The sequence below is a fragment of the Saprospiraceae bacterium genome (assembly GCA_026129545.1).
In the GTDB taxonomy this organism is placed as follows: Bacteria; Bacteroidota; Bacteroidia; order Chitinophagales; family Saprospiraceae; genus M3007.
Genome location: JAHCHX010000002.1, coordinates 623260 through 644336 on the forward strand (window position 1 = coordinate 623260; position 21077 = coordinate 644336).

General features: G+C 54.0%; 18 protein-coding genes, 1 tRNA gene and 1 other RNA gene. 12 read left to right on the plus strand and 8 right to left on the minus strand.

Translation table 11 applies throughout. The features are described from left to right. The first annotated feature begins 14 nt into the window (after nucleotides 1-14). Both xylA and KIS77_16970 read left to right on the plus strand, forming a co-directional pair. Nucleotides 15-1325, plus strand: a complete 1311-nt coding sequence (gene xylA, locus KIS77_16965; protein ID MCW5924017.1) for a xylose isomerase — start codon at nucleotides 15-17, stop codon at nucleotides 1323-1325. Nucleotides 1326-1499: 174 nt separating this feature from the next. Next, entirely contained in the window at nucleotides 1500-2033 is a 534-nt protein-coding gene (locus KIS77_16970; protein MCW5924018.1) for a GNAT family N-acetyltransferase, read from the plus strand. Between the two features lie 12 nt (nucleotides 2034-2045). On the opposite strand, the gene KIS77_16975 is transcribed toward KIS77_16970, so the two are convergent. The 4 genes from KIS77_16975 to KIS77_16990 all read right to left on the minus strand — a co-directional run bounded on the left by KIS77_16975 (nucleotide 2046) and on the right by KIS77_16990 (nucleotide 4708). Beyond that, entirely contained in the window at nucleotides 2046-2891 is an 846-nt protein-coding gene (locus KIS77_16975) for a hypothetical protein (protein MCW5924019.1), read from the minus strand. Between the two features lie 50 nt (nucleotides 2892-2941). Further along, entirely contained in the window at nucleotides 2942-3346 is a 405-nt protein-coding gene (locus KIS77_16980; GenBank protein MCW5924020.1) for a hypothetical protein, read from the minus strand. A 196-nt stretch (nucleotides 3347-3542) separates the two neighbouring features. Beyond that, nucleotides 3543-4466, minus strand: a complete 924-nt coding sequence (locus KIS77_16985) for a glucosaminidase domain-containing protein (GenBank protein MCW5924021.1) — start codon at nucleotides 4464-4466, stop codon at nucleotides 3543-3545. Nucleotides 4467-4635: 169 nt separating this feature from the next. Then, nucleotides 4636-4708, minus strand: a tRNA-Gly gene (locus tag KIS77_16990). Nucleotides 4709-5114: 406 nt separating this feature from the next. Here KIS77_16990 and KIS77_16995 point away from each other — a divergent pair. From KIS77_16995 to accC, 7 genes are all read left to right on the plus strand, one after another. Continuing rightward, nucleotides 5115-5978, plus strand: a complete 864-nt coding sequence (locus tag KIS77_16995) for a hypothetical protein (GenBank protein MCW5924022.1) — start codon at nucleotides 5115-5117, stop codon at nucleotides 5976-5978. Between the two features lie 279 nt (nucleotides 5979-6257). Next, a complete protein-coding gene (locus KIS77_17000) occupies nucleotides 6258-6890 on the plus strand; it encodes a DUF2807 domain-containing protein (protein ID MCW5924023.1) in 633 nt (210 codons plus the stop codon). A gap of 130 nt (nucleotides 6891-7020) precedes the next feature. Continuing rightward, the gene (gene mnmH / locus KIS77_17005; protein ID MCW5924024.1) at nucleotides 7021-8166 is read left to right on the plus strand and encodes a tRNA 2-selenouridine(34) synthase MnmH; all 1146 of its coding nucleotides are present in this window, start codon (nucleotides 7021-7023) and stop codon (nucleotides 8164-8166) included. A gap of 120 nt (nucleotides 8167-8286) precedes the next feature. Then, nucleotides 8287-9786 (plus strand): hypothetical protein, encoded by a 1500-nt coding sequence (locus KIS77_17010; GenBank protein ID MCW5924025.1) that lies wholly within the window; start codon nucleotides 8287-8289, stop codon nucleotides 9784-9786. Nucleotides 9787-10048: 262 nt separating this feature from the next. Continuing rightward, nucleotides 10049-10615 carry an elongation factor P gene (gene efp / locus KIS77_17015; protein ID MCW5924026.1) on the plus strand — a complete coding sequence of 189 codons (567 nt, stop codon included), beginning with the start codon at nucleotides 10049-10051 and terminating at the stop codon, nucleotides 10613-10615. A 198-nt stretch (nucleotides 10616-10813) separates the two neighbouring features. Beyond that, nucleotides 10814-11323 carry an acetyl-CoA carboxylase biotin carboxyl carrier protein gene (accB, locus tag KIS77_17020; protein MCW5924027.1) on the plus strand — a complete coding sequence of 170 codons (510 nt, stop codon included), beginning with the start codon at nucleotides 10814-10816 and terminating at the stop codon, nucleotides 11321-11323. 36 nt (nucleotides 11324-11359) lie between these two features. Further along, complete coding sequence (gene accC / locus KIS77_17025; protein ID MCW5924028.1) at nucleotides 11360-12709, plus strand: acetyl-CoA carboxylase biotin carboxylase subunit; 1350 nt, start codon at nucleotides 11360-11362, stop codon at nucleotides 12707-12709. Between the two features lie 77 nt (nucleotides 12710-12786). Here accC and KIS77_17030 read toward each other — a convergent pair whose 3' ends face one another. Further along, complete coding sequence (locus KIS77_17030; GenBank protein ID MCW5924029.1) at nucleotides 12787-15051, minus strand: hypothetical protein; 2265 nt, start codon at nucleotides 15049-15051, stop codon at nucleotides 12787-12789. 188 nt (nucleotides 15052-15239) lie between these two features. Between KIS77_17030 and KIS77_17035 the strand changes: the two genes are divergently transcribed. Next, nucleotides 15240-16463, plus strand: coding sequence for a TCR/Tet family MFS transporter (locus tag KIS77_17035; protein MCW5924030.1), 1224 nt, complete (start codon nucleotides 15240-15242; stop codon nucleotides 16461-16463). A gap of 28 nt (nucleotides 16464-16491) precedes the next feature. Further along, complete coding sequence (locus tag KIS77_17040) at nucleotides 16492-17283, plus strand: hypothetical protein (protein MCW5924031.1); 792 nt, start codon at nucleotides 16492-16494, stop codon at nucleotides 17281-17283. 161 nt (nucleotides 17284-17444) lie between these two features. Here KIS77_17040 and KIS77_17045 read toward each other — a convergent pair whose 3' ends face one another. From KIS77_17045 to KIS77_17055, 3 genes are all read right to left on the minus strand, one after another. Next, nucleotides 17445-18098: a hypothetical protein gene (locus KIS77_17045; protein ID MCW5924032.1), complete on the minus strand. Its 654-nt coding sequence runs from the start codon at nucleotides 18096-18098 to the stop codon at nucleotides 17445-17447. Between the two features lie 22 nt (nucleotides 18099-18120). Continuing rightward, nucleotides 18121-18939, minus strand: coding sequence for an OmpA family protein (locus tag KIS77_17050; protein ID MCW5924033.1), 819 nt, complete (start codon nucleotides 18937-18939; stop codon nucleotides 18121-18123). Nucleotides 18940-19027: 88 nt separating this feature from the next. After that, nucleotides 19028-20275, minus strand: a complete 1248-nt coding sequence (locus tag KIS77_17055; protein ID MCW5924034.1) for an alanine dehydrogenase — start codon at nucleotides 20273-20275, stop codon at nucleotides 19028-19030. Between the two features lie 313 nt (nucleotides 20276-20588). Between KIS77_17055 and ssrA the strand changes: the two genes are divergently transcribed. Next, nucleotides 20589-20992, plus strand: a transfer-messenger RNA (tmRNA) gene (gene ssrA / locus KIS77_17060). Nucleotides 20993-21077: the final 85 nt, after the last annotated feature.

The window sequence follows — 21077 nt, forward strand, 5'->3', positions numbered from 1 at the left end:
TCATCATTCAAAAAATGAGCGAATACTTCAAAGGCATTTCCAAAATCAAGTACGAAGGCCCCAAATCCGACAACCCGCTGGCTTTTCGTTGGTACGACGAAAAACGCAAGGTGGGCAAAAAAACCATGCGCGAACATTTCAAATTCGCCATGGCCTACTGGCACACGCTCTGCGGCACGGGCGGCGACCCCTTCGGCCCCGGCACCAAAAACTTCCCGTGGCTGGAGTCGAAAAAACCACTCGAACAAGCCCGCGACAAGATGGACGCGGCTTTCGAGTTTATGACCAAAATCGGCATAGGCTACTACTGTTTTCATGATTTCGACCTCGTGCAGGAAGGGCCGACGCTGAAAGAGAGTGAGCGGCGTTTGCAAAAGATAACCGACTACGCGCTGGAAAAACAAAAAGATACGGGCGTGAAACTGCTCTGGGGCACGGCCAATTTGTTCTCCAACCCTCGCTACATGAACGGCGCGGCCACGAATCCCGACTTCGCCGTCGTCGCTTACGCAGGCGCCCAAGTGAAAAACGCCCTCGACGCGACCATCAAACTCGGCGGCGAGAACTACGTCTTTTGGGGCGGACGCGAGGGCTACATGAGCCTGTTGAACACCAACATGAAAAAGGAACTCGACCATCTGGCGCGTTTCCTGCATTTGGCGAAAGACTACGCCCGCAAGCAAGGTTTCAAAGGCACGTTTTTCATCGAGCCGAAGCCGATGGAGCCGAGCAAACACCAATACGACTTCGACGCGGCGACGACCATCGGCTTCTTGCGCGAATATGGTCTGGACAAAGATTTCAAACTCAACGTGGAAGTGAACCACGCCACGCTCGCGCTACACACTTTCCAGCACGAACTGCAAGTCGCCGCAAACGCCGGAATGCTCGGCTCGATTGACGCGAACCGCGGCGACTACCAAAATGGCTGGGACACCGACCAATTCCCCGTCAACGTGTACGAACTCACCGAAGCCATGCTCGTCATCCTGCAAGCAGGCGGTTTCGCGGGCGGCGGCATCAACTTTGACGCAAAAACCCGCCGCAACTCAACCGACCTAGCCGACATCTTCCACGCCCACATCGGCGGCATGGATGCTTTCGCACGGGCGCTGCTGGCCGCGCACGAGATTTTGGAAAACTCGGAATATCGCCGTTTGCTCGCCGAACGCTACGCCTCTTTCGACTCCGACGAAGGCCGCGCTTTCGAGACCGGGAAACTGAACCTCAAAGATTTGCACAAAATCGCCTCGCGTGCCGGCGAGCCGAAGCAGCGCAGCGGGCGACAGGAGTTTTTTGAAAACCTGCTCAGCCGCTATGTCTGAACAACCATTATTTCCCTCTGGACAACACTAGATTCATCCAATCTTGTCAATCCCGCTCGATGGCTGTCGAGCAGCCATAGGTATTTATTCCAGCATGGCATTTGTCGTTGTACCTCTTGCTGAGCCAAAAGGAACCTGCCTGATGCGTGCCGTGTTTTCGGCAAAAATTCTGATATGGCAACTATCATCGAGACCCCTCGCCTCATCCTGCGCGAAATCCTGCCCGAAACAGATGCCTCGGGCTTTTTTGAACTCAACAACGACCCGGAAGTGCTACGCTACACTGGCGACCTTCCATTTGAAAGCGTGGAAGCGGCGCGGGTTTTTCTGGAAAACTATCCACAATACCGACTGCACGGCTACGGGCGTTGGAGCATGTTGTTGAAAACAACGGGCCAATTTTTGGGTTGGTGTGGCCTGCGGTTCAGCGAAGAATTAGGCGGTGCCGACGTGGGTTTTCGGCTACACAGACGACATTGGGGGCAAGGCTATGCCTCCGAGGCCGCCCGGAGCAGCGTGATATACGGATTTGAGCACTTGAAACTCAACACTATATGGGGCAAAGCCGCCAAAGCAAATGTTGCCTCCGTCCGGGTATTGGAAAAAATCGGACTATGCTTCTTTGGCGACACAATGCTCGACGATATGCCCGCGACATTGTTCAAAGCCGACGCCAGCACGTTTTTCGACCGCTCAAACTCAAAATGACGTAGAGATTCCTTATTTCACCCGCACGGCGCTCATCAGCGTCCGCACACGGCGTTCGGCATTCTTTTTCGTCTCCGGGTCCGCGAGGCGCTGAAGCCCTTGCCAAGAAGCAAAACCCTCTTCTTTCGCTACCATTTCGCGGATGCCCGACTCGGCAGGCGACATAGTGGCGGCGGGTTTTGTTTGTTTGGGTGCAGCGGAGGTGGCCGATTTTTTGGGTGTGCTGGGAGCCGAGAACGAAGGTGTCGCCTTAGCCTGCGCCACGGGGGCTGCTGCCGGGAAATACTTCGTCAAGTTGTACTGTTGCGCTATTTTGTTCACGCTCCAAGCGTAATCGTAGCTTTTCAGCGCGGTGCTGGCGGGCAAAGCCACGTCGCCGGCGTGTTCCGATACGTCGCGGTTGAAATCGCGGGCAGTGTAATTGCCGAGGTAGGATTTCACGATGACGTTGCCAAGCAGCAGATGAGGCTTCACCGAATGTGTCTCTGCTGCTTCTGCTACTGCCTTTTTCCACTTTTTGGCCGTAGAAGCGACAAATTCCTCATCGGCATATAGCCCCCTGAGTTTTTCCGTCACAGAAACCGACTCCACAGCGAGCGTGGGTTTTTGTGCCGCAGGAAGCTCCGCGACGGAGCCTTTGGAAGTCATTTTTTTCTTTTCCTTCAGAATGGCAGCCCCAGACCCGGAAATGGGTTTGATTTCAGGTAACGAAGCTGGCGAATCAATGTCGTGTGCAGAGACCAATTCTCTTGTTTCCGGCCTGTCGGCATTTTTTTTATGACCCACATAAGTGAACACAAGGAAGCCAGAAATGAGGGCGGTGGACACGAAGCCGAGGAATTCGAAAAAACTTTTCATAGTGTAAAAAATTTAGAATGAGTGGAGGAGAAGTGTAAAGTTGTTAGTTGTTAGTTGTTGGTTGTTGGTTGCTGGTTGTTGGTTGTTGGTTGTTGGTTGTTGGTTGTTCGTTGCTGGTTGCTGGTTGTTGGTTGTTGGTTGCTGGTTGCTGGTTGTTGGTTGTTGGTTGTTCGTTGCTGGTTTCTGGTTTCTGGTTGTTGGTTGCTGGTTGTTCGTTGTTCGTTGCTGGTTGTTGGTTGCTGGTTGTTGGTTGCTGGTTGTTGGTTGCTGGTTGTTGGTTGTTCGTTGTTCGTTGTTCGTTGCTGGTTGTTGGTTGCTGGTTGTTCGTTGTTCGTTGCTGGTTGCTGGTTGCTGGTTGTTGGTTGCTGGTTGCTGGTTGTTGGTTGCTGGTTGTTGGTTGCTGGTTGTTGGTTGTTGGTTGCTGGTTGCTGGTTGTCAGATTTGTGGGCAATCATTAGGAGAGTGTTCAGAAAAGTGTGTCAAAACATACGGGATGTTTTCTTTTTACGCAATACACGCCGTGCTTAAAGGAATGTAAATTATTGAAAACCAAAATTCTGTGCCCTTCGTGCCTCTGTGTTTTCTTATCGTCTCCCTTGGGATGACACAGTTTTCTGAACACTCTCATCATTAGAAACCCTCAACCCCAATTTAAGCCATGATGAGCTCGTAGTCAATTTTCCAGAGCTGATAAGTCTCGATAATCATCGTTATCATTTCGGCGTAGTTCTTTGCCGTGGCATAGCCGGACTGCTTCAGCCCTACGCACCACGCGGCGTAGTAGGGGACGTAACTTTTGCCAAGAATAGGTCGTGAAATGTTGTAATACTCACCGATTTCGTAATGTCGAATCATCCAATTGTATCGCTGGCCCTGCAACAGAATACTGTGCCGCCGGAAACTTTCGCTGGCTGAGGGATAGACCTCGAATCTATCCCACACATAATCGTCGGTGCGCTGCACGCATCCAATCGCCAGCGAGTGATGGTCGAAATCATCGTCCGTCATGCGACGGTCGCGGCGATAGGTGGGTTTTAGCTGGCACTTGATGCCGAAGTGGTTGTTGGCTTTGGCGGCAAGATAGCCCCTGCCTGCGTTGCCCTCGAACAGCCCTTGCGCCAGCGTCACCGATGCAGGTATCTTCGAGTGCCGCATTTCGGCCAACGCCACCCCTTTGTATTTTTCGATGTAGTCAAGATAGGCCTGCACGTTGCCCTGTTTGTGGGAGGGCAGGGCGCGGGTCAGTTCGGAAGCCACCGTGGCGCGGTGCCAATAACGCGTTCTGCCAATGGGGGGAGCCTCGTTGGTGGGCTTGAAAAAGGAGAGCGATGAGTCCGCTACATAGTATTGTCGCAACTTGCTGACGAAAAGCCCCCCTAGTTCCTCCGCGCCAGTTTTGAAATGCCCCTGCATTTGGTCGTACACAGGCAAATCGGAGAGCTCGGACAGGTGTCCCTCTATTCGTTCATAATATGTCACTATCAGGTAACCGGGCAAGGCTACAAGAAGCAGCGCGAGAAACACACCCTTGCCAATGCCATAAAAAGGCCCGTGGTCATTATCATTCTGGCTCATACCGCTTTCGACCGAATTTGGGAGAGAACACTGATGAGATTATGGTTGGCAAAAATATGAGCAAAAATCTTGCCCCCCTCTACCCTGCCCCGATTTTCGTGGCCGTTGGTGACAGAAAACAATAAAAAAGGTCACTTCGCAAAGCGAAGCGACCCGAATCGGACAGCGGAGCGGAAAACGAGACTCGAACTCGCGACCCCCAGCTTGGGAAGCTAGTGCTCTACCAACTGAGCTATTTCCGCATAAACGCACCAGTCAATTTTCCTGCCAAAGGTAGAGAACTTCAAAAAACCAGCCACGAAGTTTTTCGCAAATTTCAAATTTGTTCGCGCAGAAAAAAGATTCGCAAAGACCGCCCAACCTCATCGTTTGCGAAGACTGCACAGCGTTGCAGGGAAAATCCGTGTGGTTGGCCCGCGTAAAATTATGCATACTTCGCGCAGCCAAGTTTTGGGCATGACTAAAAGCGCGACCTGTTCAAAATCAGGGAGAGCAATCATAGTGAACTGACAAATCCTAGCGAATCAAGGTATAGAAATGGCCGGGACAAGACGAGCGGCGAACTACCCCGACAGGTTCCCCCATTTGTCTGCTGGCGAACAGTCTATTTTGCCAACGCTTCTGACATTTGCGGCAAAACAAAAACCCATGCTTCGCAACCGACTATTGATTTTTTCCTTGCTTCTCCCTTTCACCTTGTCGGCCCAAGGCCCATTGGATGGCTACCTGAAAGGCAAGGGCACCCTCGACCTCGTGCCTTCTTTTTCATTCAATTCAGCCAAAAAGTTCGACGGCGCAGCAGGGCAAACACACAACATCGGCTACACCGGGCAGATGCTAAGCCTGTTTGCCGAATATGGCGTGACCGAGCGTTTCGACCTCGTCGCCACGGGTGCTTTCGTGTTCACCGAAAATCAAAGCGGCTTTCAGGACGGCGGCCTTTTCGCCAAATACCGACCCGTCTATGCGGAAATAGGCAAGGCCGGTCGCTTGGGCATCCTCCTCGGCACGGGCGTGAGTTTCCCATTGAGCGACTACGAACCCGTCACCACGGGCGCTTTGGGGCAGAAAGCCGTGAGCGTGCCCGCGAGGCTCATCGCCCAATGGGAAACGCCCTTGGGGTTGTTCGTCAATCTGACAGGAGGCTACAACTGGCGCTTGGACAGGCTGAAAGAGCGCGACATTGCGGCAGTGCGGGCTGAGCGGCCCGACTATAAGCCCTCGGAGCCGCCACATTTTGCCACCGCGCTGCTGCGAGTCGGGTTTCCCGCCGCCCGCTACTATCTCGATGCGTGGGTAGAGCGCCAAATCACCGTTGGCGGCGTGGATTTTGTGCCCGAAGTGCCAGATTTACCTCAGGCCTACGGCGTTTCGTACACCCAAATCGGTGGCACGGCTTATTACTCGGAGAGTGGGAAAAACGGCTTTTTTCTGAGCAGCGGCTACATCTTGGGCGGGCGCAACACCAGCCGCATCCTGCGCGTCACGTTTGGGGTGGTGTTCAAGATTTGAGGCGGCGAAATGACCCAACCGGGAGTAGGCCGTGCAACCATGCACCGGCGCAAATGTCTTTTCGGCGAAACAACTGAATCACACCACCATTGGTCGCTAAGCGCATCAACGAGATTGGGCCGACCAAATATCTCGTTGTTGGCGATTGACACATTGTTATGCATCGCGTCGCCGAGGTTTGAACATGATTGACAGCGCAATCGGTTCAAAATCAAGGAGAACAGTCATGACAATCTGACAAATCTCGGCGAATCAAGGTATAATTAGCACATCTCACTTATGAAATCACGTTTTTTCGCCACCGCATGGCTCGCGCTCTTTTTGTTCTGCTTTAGCAGCACCGCTCAAACAACCGTCACCCGCACCCTCTCACCTTTCGACAAAATCTCCATCTCGGGTGGCTTCGACAAGGTTGTCCTGAAAGAAGGCAATGCCGAAAGTGTCACCCTCGTGGTGAGCGGCATTGACCCCGACAACATCAAGACCGAGGTGCAAAACAGCACTCTCCGAATCGACACAAAAAAAGGCAGCTACTCCAACTTCAAAGCCACCATCACCGTCACCTACAAATCCATCCACAAGGTGGTCAATAGCGGCTCCACGCATGTGGTGGCCGAATCGGTCATCAAAGGCGATGAGTTTGAGTTTGCCAGCAGCGGCTCTGGCGATTTCACTGGCACATTGGACGTGCGCGAGCTCGAAATCGCCATTTCCGGCAGTAGCAAAATGAATTTGAAAGGTCGGGCCGACGAGCAGGAAATCGCCATTTCCGGCTCCGGCAAAGTCAACGCCTCCGAGCTGAAAGGCAGCAAGGCCGAGGTCTCCATCTCCGGCTCTGGCAACGTGCAGCTCAACGTGGACGGCCCCGTCAAAACCGCCGTGTCTGGTTCGGGCAAGGTGACGAACAACTAATCGCCGCCAATGCACCGTCATAAAGAAGCGTTTGTAGTCCAATTTCGTGGGGCGTGGCTTAGCGGCTGCGCCTCATTTTTTTTAGCGGACACTTGCCAAGAAAAACCAACGGACCGCCCCTGCCCTGTCAATGGGCAGTTTATACTTCTCGCCGCCAAGTTTTCAGCATGGGCAAAAGCGCAATCTGTTCAAAATCAAGGAGAGCAATCATGAGCATCTGACAAATCTTGGCAAATCAAGGTTTACCTTTGCCTGCATGGAAGGCCGCCTTGCCCCGTCTGAATTTTTAGCCGAACGCACGCGCCGCACGCTGCTCGACGTGCGCTCACCGGGCGAATACGCGCAGGGGCACATCCCGGGCGCCATCAGTTTTCCATTGTTCAACGACGACGAACGCGCCCTCGTCGGCACCTGCTACAAGCAAAACGGCCCCGAAGCGGCGCTCGAACTGGGATTGGAAATCGTGGGGCCTAAGATGGCAGGGTTCGTGCGAGAGGCTAAAAGACTGGCCCCCGAACGCCGTTTGGCTATCCATTGCTGGCGAGGCGGACAGCGCAGCGGGAGCATGGCATGGTTGCTGCGGCAAGCGGGCTTTGAGGTGGCGACTTTGGCGGGAGGCTACAAAAACTATCGCCGGCACCTGCTCGAGCGCCTCGAAACACTATCACTCGACCTAAAAGTGGTGGGCGGGAAAACAGGCACCGGAAAGACCAAAATACTCCGCTGCTTGCGCGACTTGGGCGAGCAAATCATTGACTTGGAAATGCTCGCGCATCACAAGGGCTCCGCGTTTGGCTTCATCGGCGAAACGCCGCAGCCGACCGTCGAACAATTTGAAAACGACCTTTGGGATGCCATCGCCCAGCTCGACCCCACGCGCCGGACATGGGTGGAAAATGAAAGCCGGAGCATCGGGCGCGTCTATCTGCCCGCTGGCTTTTGGCGCAACATGAGAGCCTCCACTTTGCTCAACATAGAAGTGCCGGACGAGACGCGCGTCCGAAACTTGCTTGCCGATTATGCACACACAGACAAAGCCGAACTCCAATCGGCATTCTTGAAAATCGGCAAAAAACTGGGCGGACAACAACTCAAAACAGCCCTTGAGGCCATAGAAGGCGGACATTTCGCCAAAGCCGCCCAAATAGCCCTGCACTACTACGACAAAACCTACGCCCACAGCCTACAGACCACCCCTTCGCCCGACCTCCGTCATTTAGTTTTCAGCAATGGCGACTCACAAAAAATTGCTTGCTTTTTGCGGTCAAATGTGTAGGTTTGCTCTCTCCATTTAATCCGCTCATAGCACAAGTCTTTCTGAATCAATTTAATCCGCCTGTTCAATGCCACACCCCCCCGGTGTGGCGACTATGGTTTCACCCAAACTTCGGTTGCCATGCGTTCCCTCCTTTTTGCTTTGTTGCTATTGCCCCTTGCGATTTTCTCCAAGCCTATCCGCTACGAAATCACCCCCCTGCTGCGCGATGGCTCGCTGCGCCTTCAAGTGCGCGTGTGGTTTGAAGGGGATGCCAACGGCACCACGCGGCTGACGGTTCCCACTCGATTCGGCAGTGCCGAGCATCTGTTTCGCAGCATACAGCATTTCGCCTGCACCACGCCCGGCAGCCAACTGCGTTTCGATGCGGATTCCGCGTTCGTGACGGTGGCGCACGCGCCCAAGCAGGCACTCAAGCTCTACTACGAAGTGGCGCAGGATTTTCCCGGCGAAAACATTTCCGACGACCACATCTATCGTCCTATCCTGCAGCCGAGTTATTTCCACATTCTCGGACGCGCCCTTTTCATCGCGCCACTTTGGGATGTCGGCTACGATGTCACACTGGAATGGCACCATTTCCCCGTCGAATGGGCCCTGCACAACAGCTTTGGCACAGGTGCCCGCTCGCAGCAGTTTTCGTTCTCCAATTTGCGCTGGCTCGAATCGGTCTTTGTCGGGGGCGATTACCGCACGATGAAGACCGAGGTACACGGTCAGGACGTGTGGCTGGCCATCAGGGGACGCGACTGGAGCTTCGACGACGACGCGCTGCTCACCATGCTTCGCCAGATAGTGGAAGTGCAGCGCGACTTTTGGCAGGATTTCGACCTGCCTTTCTATACGGTCACATTGACACCTTTGGCTCCGCTCCCTATCACCGCATCAGGCCCGATTTATGAATGGTCGAGAGCGGCTTATTTCGGTGTGGCTGTCATCAACTCTTTCACCGCATTTGCCACCCCTTTTAAAAGCCAAAGCGAGCGAGACCTGTGCTATCTCTTTCACCATGAGCTGATGCACAATTGGATAGGCTGGCAAATTCGATGCGGGACCGGGCCAAGCGACATGCGTATGGCGTGGTTCAGTGAGGGCTTCACCGAATACTTTGCCCTACGCAACATGCTCAAAGGAGAATTTATCACGCCTGACAAATACATGGAGGAGCTCAATAGGCGCTTTTTCGGCGGCCTATACCGGTCGCCGAAACGAGAAGCCTCCAACTGTGCGGTGGCCGATAGTTTTTTCAAATGCCCTCATTTAGAGCGGCTGCCATACTTGCGCGGCTGCGTGTTTGCTTTTTTTCTCGATAATGCCATTAAGGCCAAAAGCACGGGAAAAGCAGGGCTTCACGACCTTATGCTCGATTTTTTGGAATACTACCAGCGCCCCGACAAGAACCTTTCGAGACATTTTGACTTTTTCATCGAAACCTGCTCGGATTATTTGTTGCAAGACGTGGAGCCTCATTTTGAAAAATTCATTCAGGAAGGCAAGATGATACCCGCCGATGCCTTTGTGTTGCCGCCTTATTTCAAAATGGAGGTGGACGACGACGGAGCGCCGTTTTTTTGGCTCGACAAAGATGTGGCGGGATGGGAAGAAGGATTGAAGCAATAGAAAAACACACCCAACGGAAAGTGGCTTGCGAAAAAATGCCTGCTCAAATCATTGAAAATCATTGTTATCAATCAAGACACCCCCGTAAATCATTTTCATCCGGGTATAATTTCCCATCGCCATTTGCCCCTTGCCGTTCAAAATTCAAACAATTCCTACCTTTGCGCGCTTTTTTGACCGCCGCGCTCCAAATCTCGGACGAGGGCGAGCGGCCTGCAAAGGCGTTTGAATCACTCAACATTTCAACAAATCAACAGAAAAAATGGCAACGACGGCAGACATCCGCAACGGCCTGTGCATCGAACTGAACAACGACATTCTTCGAGTCATTGATTTCCAGAAATTTCAGGTCGGTCGTGGAAGCGGAAAAGTTTGGACAAAACTCAAAAGCAGCACGACCGGGAAGGTCATCGAGCACACCTTCCAAAGCGGGCACACCATCACGGAAGTGCGGGTGGAGCGACGCAAATTCCAGTACCTCTATCCCGAAGGCGACGACTATGTGCTGATGAATCAAGAAACCTACGACCAGATAACGGTGCCGGGCGACATGATTGAGAACGGCAAATTCCTCAAAGAAGGCGACGTGGTGGATGCGCTCTACCACGCCCAAAAAGACACCCTGCTCTCGGTCGAATTGCCCCAGACCGTTGTGTTGCAAATCACTTACACCGAGCCGGGCTTGCGCGGCGACACGGCCACTAACACCCTCAAACCCGCTACGGTGGAGACGGGCGCGGAGGTGCGCGTCCCGCTTTTTTGCGAAGAAGGCGACCTCATCAAAATTGACACAGCGACAGGGGCATACATGGAGCGCGTGAAGAAGTAACTAATTGAAGGAGTTGAAGTTGTTGAACTATTTGACTTAGGTGGAATTGTTTCAAAGCTCCCCCCGACACATCAGCCGCTTCAAGGAATTTTGGCTCTTCACAATTTTTTGGGGAGAAAGGAAAAATTTTTCGCGGGAAAGATTTTTCCTTTACTCCCCTTAATTTTTTTTCGCCTCTGCAAAAAGATTTTTTCTGACATGGATTTCAATCAGATACAAGAATTGATTCGGATGATGAGCAAGTATAAGCTCTCCGAATTTACCCTCAAGGAAGGGGACTTCAAACTCGTCATCCGCAACCAGCAGGCCACGGTGGAAGGGGTTACTACCCCGGTAATCGTGCAGGCCGCGCCGCCACCCGTCGTGGCAACACCGCCACCTGCCCCCACCCCTGCCCCCGCAGCGCCTGCTGCCCCGCCCAAGGCGGAAGCCCCGGCACCCGCAGCCAGCGGCAACAGCAACGGCAACTACAAGGAAATCAAATCGCCGATGGTGGGCACTTTTTACCGCAGCGCATCGCCCGACAAGCCGCCGTTTGTGAAAGTGGGCGACACGGTGGATGTCGGCACCAAGGTCTGCATCATCGAGGCCATGAAACTCTTCAACGAAATCGAATCGGAGTTGAAAGGCAAAATCGTGAAAGTGCTGGTGGAAGATTCCTCGCCAGTGGAGTACGACCAGCCGCTGTTCCTCGTCGAGCCAGCGTAGACCGCTGGTTTTTCTTCATACTTCATTTGAGAAAAGATGTTCAACAAAATACTCATAGCGAATCGCGGGGAAATCGCCCTGCGCGTCATTCGCACTTGCAAGGAAATGGGCATCAAGACGGTAGCGATATACTCCACCGCCGACCGCGACAGCTTGCACGTCCGCTTCGCCGATGAGGCGGTTTGCATCGGCCCGCCCCCTTCGTCGGATAGCTATCTCAACGTGCCGCGCATCATGGCTGCGGTAGAAATCACCAATGCCGATGCCATCCATCCCGGCTATGGCTTCTTGTCCGAAAATGCCTCTTTCGCGGAAGTGTGCAAACAATACGGGGTGAAATTCATCGGCCCCACACCTGACCAAATCCGCGCCATGGGCGACAAAATAACGGCCAAGGAAACCATGCTAAAAGCAGGGGTGCCTTGTGTGCCCGGCACGGAAGGCCTGTTGCAAGATGCCAAGACAGGCATGAAAATAGCCGCCGAAATCGGCTATCCCGTCATCCTGAAAGCAACGGCAGGCGGCGGTGGCAAGGGTATGCGCATCGTGTGGAAACCCGAAGAGTTCGAGAGCCAGTGGGAAACGGCGCGGCGCGAGGCCAAGGCGGCCTTCAGCAACGACGGCATCTACATGGAAAAATTCGTGGAAGAACCGCGCCACATCGAAATTCAGGTGGCGGGCGACCAATTGGGCAAGGCATGCCACCTTTCCGAGCGCGACTGCTCCATCCAGCGCCGCCACCAGAAATTGGTGGAGGAAAGCCCATCCCCTTTCATGACCCCCGAACTGCGCGAAAAAATGGGCGAGGCGGCCATCAAGGCTTGCAACGCCATCAATTACGAGGGCGTGGGCACCATCGAGTTCTTGGTGGACAAATACCGCAATTTCTATTTCATGGAAATGAACACGCGCATTCAGGTGGAACATACCGTGACGGAGGAAGTGATTGATTTTGATTTGATTAAAGAGCAAATCAAAATCGCGGCAGGGCTGCCCATCTCTGGCAAAAACTATTTCCCCGAGCTGCATGCCATCGAGTGCCGCATCAATGCGGAAGACCCGTTTGCCGACTTCCGCCCCAGCCCCGGCAGAATCACCTCCTTCCACTCACCGAAAGGACACGGGGTGCGTGTGGATACACACGTTTATGCGGGCTACTCCATCCCTCCCTACTACGATTCGATGATTGCCAAACTCATCGCACGCGCTCGCACCCGCGACGAGGCTATTTTGAAAATGGAGCGCGCACTCGACGAGTTTGTGATAGAAGGCATCAAGACCACCGTGCCTTTCCATCAGCGACTGATGCGCAACAAGGATTTTCAGGAGGGCAATTTCACCACCAACTTCCTTAATACTTGGGATTTCAAGAGCGTGGAACTTTGAGCCGGGTGCATCAATAGAAGAAGCCCAATTTGTTCGTGAAGAGCAAATTGGGCTTTCTTCATTTTGTCAATCTCGCATCAATTGCCCCTACCCCGCTGCTGATTGGACGGGGCAGGTGCCGGGCGCGGAGCAGTTTTGGTCTGTTGCCCTCGGTTGAAGTTCGATTGCCGCGTAGCGCCGCGGTCGCGTTGTTGTTGTGCCTTGTTGAGTTGTTCCCTCGACTGGCTGGGCGCTGGCTTCCATGTCTTGTTTTGGCGCTGGTTCCAGTTGCCGCTGGGGTCGCGTTGATAGATGTCCCCTTTTTTGTCGGTAATGACGTTGTTGGGTTCTCGGCTGGGCCGCGTTGACGGACGGGGCTGGTTTTCGGGCTGCGAGGGGCGAGTGGATGGCTGCCGCCCATCGGTGGGTCTTGAAGGCCGGCCTTCGGGTTGGGAGGGTCGTGGGGTGGGTTGTCTGCCGTTGGAAGGCGTGGAAGGGCGAGTGCCGGGTCGGGTGTTGGGCTGATTGGGCCGATAGCCGGGTCTCGGTTCTTTGGTGATGACACCGGGGCGTTGGTGATATATGTTGTTGTTGGGGCGCGGGCGGCCTACGTTCGTGCCGCCGGGGCGTGGGCCGTAGTGTCCGGGGCGGTTGCCGCCGGGGCGCGGGCCGTAGTAGCCGCCATTCCATCCCCACGGGCGATATGGCGGGCGATACATGGGCGGGCCGAACCAGCCGCCTCCCCAAGCGTACCAGCCGGGCCAGGTCGGGCCCCAAGCGACGTGGGACCAGCCGAAGTGCCAGTGGTATCCCCAGCCAAAACTCCAGCCGTACCAAGGGTTGTAGTAGATGTTCCAACCCCAGGTCCAAGGGCGCGGATAGTAGTGACTTCTCCACCACGGGCGATAGTAGTACCCCGTGCCATACACGATGGTTGGGCCATAGACGTAGCAGCCCGTGTAGCCGGGCGTGTAGCCGACATACACATAATCGGGCGTGTGGTCGTAGATATGGACGTATTTGGTGTTGTAGGCAGCGTTTTTGGCCGGGATGTTCTCCACTTCGGAGGGGCGCTCGTCGGATACGGCCCAGGGGCCGGTGGCGTTGTTGGAGACGTACCAAATGCCATTGTCCACCGCATAGTATTTGTTTCCGGCACGCATCACGGTGATGGAGGCGTTTTCGGCCAAATAGAGGCTGGTGCCTTCGATGGGCTGAAATTCGGGCTGGCCGTCGTATTGCACGTCAAGGGAGGCGGTGCGACGGTCCACCTTGGCTGTTTGCGGGATTTGTGCGTCCATCACGGCTTCTTTGGCGGCTTGTGTGCCCGCGACATTGGCCAACACGACGTCTTTTTCGGAGCCTTCCGGGATTTTGGAAAAATCGGCAGGCAACTTGTCGGCAGGCACATAGGTCCATGGCCCGTCGAGCGAAGGCCCGCTGTACCAACGGCCTGACAGCACCACGTAATTCTGCTGCGAATTGATGTCTTTGAAAATGTGGTTCTCGGTGTTGGAAATGTATAAAAGGCTGGTGCCTTCCACCGCGTTGAATTGTGGCTCGCCCTGGGTCTGTATGAGTTCGGCCTGTTCGGTGCTGACCAAAATATCGGTAGGCGTTTTGGTCACGTTTTTAGGCTGTTCGTCTTTCATCTCCTCTTTTTCCTGCTTCTTTATCTGCTTGTCCATTTCGTTTATTTGCTTGGGCAGCTTGGTGATATTCGCCCACCCGGACATGAGGTTGGCGGATTTGTACCAAAACCCGGCGGCGTATAGGTAGTAGTCGCGCCCGTCTTTCAGGATGAGGAAAGGCGAGTTTATCACCCGTTCCATTTTCATGTTTTCGTCTTTCTGAATTATCGGCTCTCCGTCAATCAGGACGAGTGTGGTGGGCTTGGTTTTGTAGATGATTTTGGGAGGACTGGTGTTGAGGTTGTCCGAGCGATTCAGGTTGATGGACTCTAATTGGGCCAACAAGCGGTCGAGCGAGATTTCGAGGTTCCACTTGGGTACTTCTTTCTCCAGCAAGGTTTTCAGCTCTTGAATTTGACTTTCGTTTTCTCCGTCGGGAAACCGCGTGTTGGTGACTTTGATGGTTTCGAGGTCGAGCATTCGAGTGTCGCGGTTGGTGTGCGCGATGGCATCTACCCACACGGCACCGAACACTGGCTCGTCTTTGGCCGTCTTGCGGATTTGCACGGCTGCCCGTGCGCTGATTTTGTTGCCGTTGTAGCTTTCTGGCGAGGGTTCGTAGATGACCACTTTGCCGCCGTTGGGCAAGGGGATTTCGCGCGGCCATTGAGTCTGGGCTTGCAGGCTTGGCGACACACTTAGGAACAGGGTAAATAGTTGTAGGAATCGCATAGTGTTGAATTTGTTAAGCAATGAACAAAAATAAGAAACATTGCTTCTCCGATGAGCAATTATTTCATCTAATTTTCATGATAGCCCCGCATATTTGACCTTCTTTTTCAAACAACATATTTGTTGCAAAAAAATGGCATCCGACTCGCCTGCCCGCGTTGGGCTATCGAGTGACAAAACGCACCGACATGGCACCCAAATCCCGCAATCCCGGCCTGATTTTCATCTTCATCACGCTCCTGATTGATGTCATTGGCTTTGGTCTCATCATCCCGGTGCTGCCGGGGTTGTTGGAACAAATGACGGGAGGCGACCTGAGCACGGCCTCTCGTTGGGGTGGTTGGCTGATGTTTACTTATGCGGCCATGCAGTTTTTGTTTTCTCCGGTCATAGGCGGGCTGAGCGACCGATTTGGGCGGAGACCGGTCATCTTGGCGGCGTTGTTTGCTTTTTCCGTTGACTTTATCATTCAGGGTCTGGCACCAAGCATTGGCTGGTTTTTCGTGGGCAGGTTGTTGGCTGGCATCACGGGGGCGACTTTCACGGCAGGGGGGGCCTACATCGCTGACATCAGCCCACCTGAAAAACGAGCGCAAAATTTTGGGCTAATCGGTGCCGCCTTCGGCATGGGCTTCATCATTGGGCCTTTGTTGGGCGGCTTGGTGTCGCACTATGGCGGCTTGCGCGCGCCATTTTTTGTGGCGGCAGGGTTGGCCATGCTCAACTGGCTTTATGGCTACTTCATCCTGCCCGAATCGCTCCCTCCAGAGAACCGTCGCCCGTTCGACTGGCGCCGCGCCAACCCCGTCGGGTCGCTGCTCAACTTGCGTCGCTACCCCGTTATCCTCAGTCTTGTCAGCGCCCTTATCTTCATCTATGTGGCCGGACACGCCAACCAAAGCACTTGGACTTATATCACGATGGAAAAATTCGGCTGGGATACCCGCGAGGTGGGATTTTCACTGGCTTTTGTGGGGCTGGCGATTGGCATCGTGCAGGGTGGCCTTACGCGGGTGTTGATACCCAAATTGGGCCCTCGCAACTCGGTGTTCATCGGATTGGGAATTTACGCGGTGGGCTTCGTATTGTTTGCCTTTGCCACGCAGGGCTGGATGATGTATGCTTTTATGATACCGTTCTCATTGGGCGGCATCGCGGGGCCTGCTTTGCAGGGCATCATTTCCAATCAGGTGCCGGCCAACGAACAAGGTGAGTTGCAAGGGGCGCTAACAAGTCTTGTCAGCGTCACGTCCATCATCGGGCCGATTCTGATGACCTATTTGTTTTCGTATTTTACGGCGCCAGCCGCGCCCCTGCATTTCCCCGGCGCACCGTTCCTCATGGGTGCGGTGTTGTCGCTGGTGAGTATGTTGCTGGCTATTCGGTCTTTGTTGAAACATCGGCCCGTGTAGTTGTTTTAAGAACAAAAAATGCACGACTATGAAAACCTCTTCTCGCATCCTTGTTTTTGCCAACTTGCTGGGTTTCCTTGCGGTGCTGGCCATCAACTATTTGTCGAACAGCCTCCCGCTGAATGGCAAAACGCCCGGCCAGCTTTCTGACCAATATCCCAACCTTTTCACCCCTGCTGGGCTGACCTTCTCGATATGGGGTGTCATCTATTTATGGTTGCTGGCGTGGGTGGGGTCGCAGGTATTCGCTTTGTTCAATCGGTCGGTAGCGGCTCGCATGGAGCCGTCGGTGGTGAAAAGCGGGTGGCTGTTTTTTCTGTCGTGCTTGCTCAATATCGGTTGGTTGTTCGCGTGGCATTGGGAGCAGTTGGAGTTGTCGGTGGTGGTGATGCTTGGCCTTTTTATCACGTTGTTGCGACTGAATCGTGTGACTGGGGTTGGCTTTTTTAAATCAAGCCAATCGGAGAAGCGCCTCTCCCATCTACCTTTTGGCATCTATCAGGGCTGGATTTCGGTGGCGCTGATTGCGAACGTGACAGCCGTTTTGGTGAGCCGGGGCTGGCATGGGGGCATCTTGGGCGAGATGACGTGGGCTATTCTCATGGTTTTGGCCGGAGCATTCATAGCGGTTTGGGTGTTGTTTCGTCAAAACAACATAGGTCACGGGCTGGCTGTGGCGTGGGCGTTGCTCGGCATTTTCCTGAAAAGAAATGGCTCGCTTGAAGCGGGTTCGCAGGCGGTGGCGTTCGTGGCTTTGGCAAGTATGGCGGCGGTGTTGGTGGTGGCGGCGCTACGCTGGAGGAAATGGACGGCTTATTGATTGTTCGCTGCCTGACGGATGTCGCGCGATGGGAAAACACCTTGCTCCCCGAGGCTCGCGCCAGCCAAGAGAAGGGTTGGCCGAGTGGCTGCGCTCCCCAAAAAAAATGAGTCATCGCCGAAAGCTCGGGATGACTCATTTTTCTTCAGTCAAGTTTTTGCTCAGACCCTTCCGCCCGTCAGTTCATCTTGCAGTTTTTTCAAATCGTCCCACTTGCCTTGGTCGGCGAGGCGGGCTTGGGCGGGCCAAGTGCTTGGGTCGTGGATTTGGAAGTTCGGCCCTGCGGCGTTGAGGATTTCTTTCAGGCGGTCGGCAGAGGTCTCGGACAGTTGTTGCCAGGTTTTGATGCCTTCGTTGTGCAGGAGTTCCTCGATTTTTGGCCCGATGCCTTCCACTATTTTCAGGTCGTCCCATTTCCATTTGGTGCCGGCGAAGGTGATGGAAGCGGGCTTGGCGGCTTTGGCAGACTTGCCTGTGGCGGCGTTGAGTTGTTCGCGGAGTGCGTTGCGCTCGCTTTCTGCCAGCATAAGGTCGCCTTTTGCTTTGCGCAACAGTTCGTTGAGCCGCTCTATTTCGGCATCGCGCTGCGTGAGTTGCACGCGCAGCTCGGTGAGTTCGTGGTTGAGTGTGTTCACTTTGCCGTTCAATTCGCCATTTTGGGTGGTGAGGTCGGCGATTTGACCTTTTAATGAGCCGACTTTATAGAAAGCATAAGCGGCCAGCCAGCCCAAGAGGAAGGGCAGGAGGCAAAGCAAGAGGGCGGTGGGCAAATGGTCGGCAAAAGTGCATTGAAGAAAGATGTATGAGAAAAGCATGGCTTAAGTTTGTTTTGAAAGTTTAACGGTTGACGGTGATGACGACACGGCGGTTTTGGCGACGTCCGTCATCGGTGGCATTGTCGGCCACGGGCTCGGTTTTGCCTTTGGAGGATGTCTGGATGCGGTTGGCCGCGATGCCGTTGCTCCTCAGGATTTGAGCCACGGATTTGGCGCGGTCAAGCCCCATTTTCATGTTTTGCTCGTCGGAGCCGATGTCGTCGGTGTGACCCACCACATTGAAAGTGGCGTTGGTGGTTTTGTGCTTGGCGCACAGTTCTTTCAGATAAGCATCTACTTTCGGGTCGCGGTCTTTCACGGTCGAGTTGAACGGGAAGAGGATGATGACATCTTGGTCGGATTCGATGATGGCGCTGTCTTCTTCTTTGAGCACCATTTTCGACCACGAGAAGGAGGCCGATTGTTTGGGCGCGCTGCCTTCTGCCAAGCCATCGTCCGCAATCATTTGCGTGGCGATGCGCACCCGGTTGGCTGGCAGCTCTGGTGCCAGCATATCGCGGATGGCCTCGGCGCGGGCGCGGGCGAGTTGTTCGCCGTTGGCCTCGCCAGCGCGGTAATACCCCGTGATGACGAGTGTGTCGCCCTGACCGTGGTCTTTCGATGCCAAGAAGGCTTTTTTCCAGTCGGGGAATTTCGCGTCGGGTTCGGGTTTGTCAGCGTTCCAGTTGAAGAGCGGAACCCCTGTTGTTTCTGCTGCTGCTGCCGCGGCGGCGGTGGTGTCCTCGCAGCAATCTCGCATCATGTGATTGTGCCAGCAAGTGGTGGCCCAGATGCTGTACCCGATGAAGAGCAGGATGATGAGCCAAAAAGGAATTTTCATGTGAGATTTGATTTAACGTTTTGCCGAAGTAATGTTTCGGCAAATGTCTGAAACGAAAAATCAAAATCTGAACTTTTTTACAAAAACTTCATACATGAATGGCCACATAATCAGTCAGGTACTCAAAGGCAGGGGTCAACCGTCCATTTTCGGCTATCATGCCCCGCCGAATGGCATCGCTGGTGCGGCCATGGAGGAGCTGCGGCAGAATTTTCTCCAACAATTGCCGCCCAAAAAACGCGGAGGCATCGCGCGGGAGCTCGGAGGGAAGGTTGTCTATCGCCATCACGTCAATGGATTCGGGCTGGTAGGGGGCGGTCTCCTGACCGCTTTGGGGAGCGAAGCCATATACGGGAGCGGCGATTTTGCTGGCTCTGATGGTGCTTGGCACGGAAGAATCGGGCATGATGTCGCAAGTGATGTCGGCTATGACTTTAATGCGGAAATCGGGCTGCCGCATTTCTTCCACGCTGAAAAACATGGGCGCTTTTTTGTCGTAAAAAATACCGTTGATGAATATATCTGCCCGGCGGTAATAGGGAGCAAACGCGCTGACGTACTCCTCCCCGTGCGCGTAAAAATGTTTTTTGTCAAAAAATCCCGGCTTGTCGCGGTGTGCCACATAGTCTTGGGCGGCGATTTGCGCAAAAACGGCTTCCGAAAAATCCTGCGTCAAAAATTCCTGCGGGGTCACCTGCCGGATGCCCATGTCGAGCAAGTTTTTGGCGGCGCCGGTGGCCACGCGGCCTGTGCCCGTCAGCACGATGCGTAGGGGCGGAAAGGTCATTTTTTCGTACGCGGCCAGCACTTCGGCGTAGTCGTGGCTGTCGCACAGGCGCGGCAGAGAGAACTGACCCGTCCTTTGGCCCCAAGTCCAGAGCGCGTTGTGCGCCCCGACGATGCCTGCATAGAAGCCGAACGCGATGAGGCGCTCGCCTCGCTCGTTCGTCAGGGCCTCGTAGTCAATCAGGCGGATGTTTTTTTCCAAAATGGCTTGCAGCAGGTGGCGGTTGTGCGGCTGTTTTTTCATGGTGTGTGAAAAAAACAGGTAGGTCTTGCCAGCTATCAGCCAATCCACGGGCACCTCTTTGATGCCCAGCAGCACGTCGCAGTCGCTCAAATCCTCTTGCAGCGTGATGCCGTGCGCGACGTATTCTTCGTCTTTGAAACACCGTATCGGGGAAGGCTGCACGACGACGCGCACTGGCAACTCCACCATCGCTTCGGCGCATTGTTCGGGGGTGAGCGGGGCGCGGGCATCGGGTGGTGTTTTGCCCTCACGGATGACGCCGATTTTGACGGCAGGTCTTTGGCTGCTGTTGGTTGAATTTGGCACGTTCAATTCAATTTGTCAGTGTGTTAGGGAAATTTTCGCAAAATACTATGTTGTGTTCAGCGACAAAGCAAGCGCGAAGGTAGGCGTTTCGGAGCGCAGCGATTGGTTAAGAAATTGGTTGTGACGGCTTCAAAACGCCGCGTCTTTACTTTCGGCAAAACATTCAACAGCCGCGCCGAACTTTGAAACCCGGTTTTTGGTTTACCTTTGCCAATGTTCTTTGAAAAGTCATTTGAAGTCATCAAAGTCATTTGAAGTAATTTTTGCAAACTACGCTATTGACTCTTAATGACGTAAATGACGAATAACGAATGGGGCTGCCCTGGTATTGACGGGAAAGTGTAGTCGTTTCGTAAGCATGCCGGAGCATGGTTGGTTACTCCGTAAAAAATAATGACCGAACAACAACTGGCAACACTCAGTATGCCATGGCTGCCTAATTCAAGCGAATTAGAAAGCCTTTGTGCCGCGTAAGAGCCTCCGCCAAGCGGACCCTCTTTTTGCCTTGATGCCTGCTACACAGGCCGCCGCGCATCAAACATTTTGCAGGATTGCCCGACGGGATGCCTCGACCGAAGGGTGAAACACAGGGGATAAGGCGCGGATGTGTCTGTTTTTGAACCAACCCGCGCTCGAAAAATCAATCAGAAACTAAGCATGTAGAAAGCGTTACGGCGCTTTGTCCGGACGCGGGTTCGACTCCCGCCAGCTCCACAAAAGTTGAAGCCAGTTGTTTGGTAATCAAGCAACTGGCTTTTTTTATTATCATGTACTGGGTATGCAAACCAATCGATAATCCAAT

Coding starts and splice junctions, on each gene's coding strand:
- xylA (MCW5924017.1), top strand. CDS start 15: ATGAGCGAATACTTCAAAGGCATTTCCAAAATCAAGTACGAAGGCCCC.
- KIS77_16970 (MCW5924018.1), top strand. CDS start 1,500: ATGGCAACTATCATCGAGACCCCTCGCCTCATCCTGCGCGAAATCCTG.
- KIS77_16975 (MCW5924019.1), bottom strand. CDS start 2,891: ATGAAAAGTTTTTTCGAATTCCTCGGCTTCGTGTCCACCGCCCTCATT.
- KIS77_16980 (MCW5924020.1), bottom strand. CDS start 3,346: ATGATTGCCCACAAATCTGACAACCAGCAACCAGCAACCAACAACCAA.
- KIS77_16985 (MCW5924021.1), bottom strand. CDS start 4,466: ATGAGCCAGAATGATAATGACCACGGGCCTTTTTATGGCATTGGCAAG.
- KIS77_16995 (MCW5924022.1), top strand. CDS start 5,115: ATGCTTCGCAACCGACTATTGATTTTTTCCTTGCTTCTCCCTTTCACC.
- KIS77_17000 (MCW5924023.1), top strand. CDS start 6,258: ATGAAATCACGTTTTTTCGCCACCGCATGGCTCGCGCTCTTTTTGTTC.
- mnmH (MCW5924024.1), top strand. CDS start 7,021: ATGGGCAGTTTATACTTCTCGCCGCCAAGTTTTCAGCATGGGCAAAAG.
- KIS77_17010 (MCW5924025.1), top strand. CDS start 8,287: ATGCGTTCCCTCCTTTTTGCTTTGTTGCTATTGCCCCTTGCGATTTTC.
- efp (MCW5924026.1), top strand. CDS start 10,049: ATGGCAACGACGGCAGACATCCGCAACGGCCTGTGCATCGAACTGAAC.
- accB (MCW5924027.1), top strand. CDS start 10,814: ATGGATTTCAATCAGATACAAGAATTGATTCGGATGATGAGCAAGTAT.
- accC (MCW5924028.1), top strand. CDS start 11,360: ATGTTCAACAAAATACTCATAGCGAATCGCGGGGAAATCGCCCTGCGC.
- KIS77_17030 (MCW5924029.1), bottom strand. CDS start 15,051: ATGCGATTCCTACAACTATTTACCCTGTTCCTAAGTGTGTCGCCAAGC.
- KIS77_17035 (MCW5924030.1), top strand. CDS start 15,240: ATGGCACCCAAATCCCGCAATCCCGGCCTGATTTTCATCTTCATCACG.
- KIS77_17040 (MCW5924031.1), top strand. CDS start 16,492: ATGAAAACCTCTTCTCGCATCCTTGTTTTTGCCAACTTGCTGGGTTTC.
- KIS77_17045 (MCW5924032.1), bottom strand. CDS start 18,098: ATGCTTTTCTCATACATCTTTCTTCAATGCACTTTTGCCGACCATTTG.
- KIS77_17050 (MCW5924033.1), bottom strand. CDS start 18,939: ATGAAAATTCCTTTTTGGCTCATCATCCTGCTCTTCATCGGGTACAGC.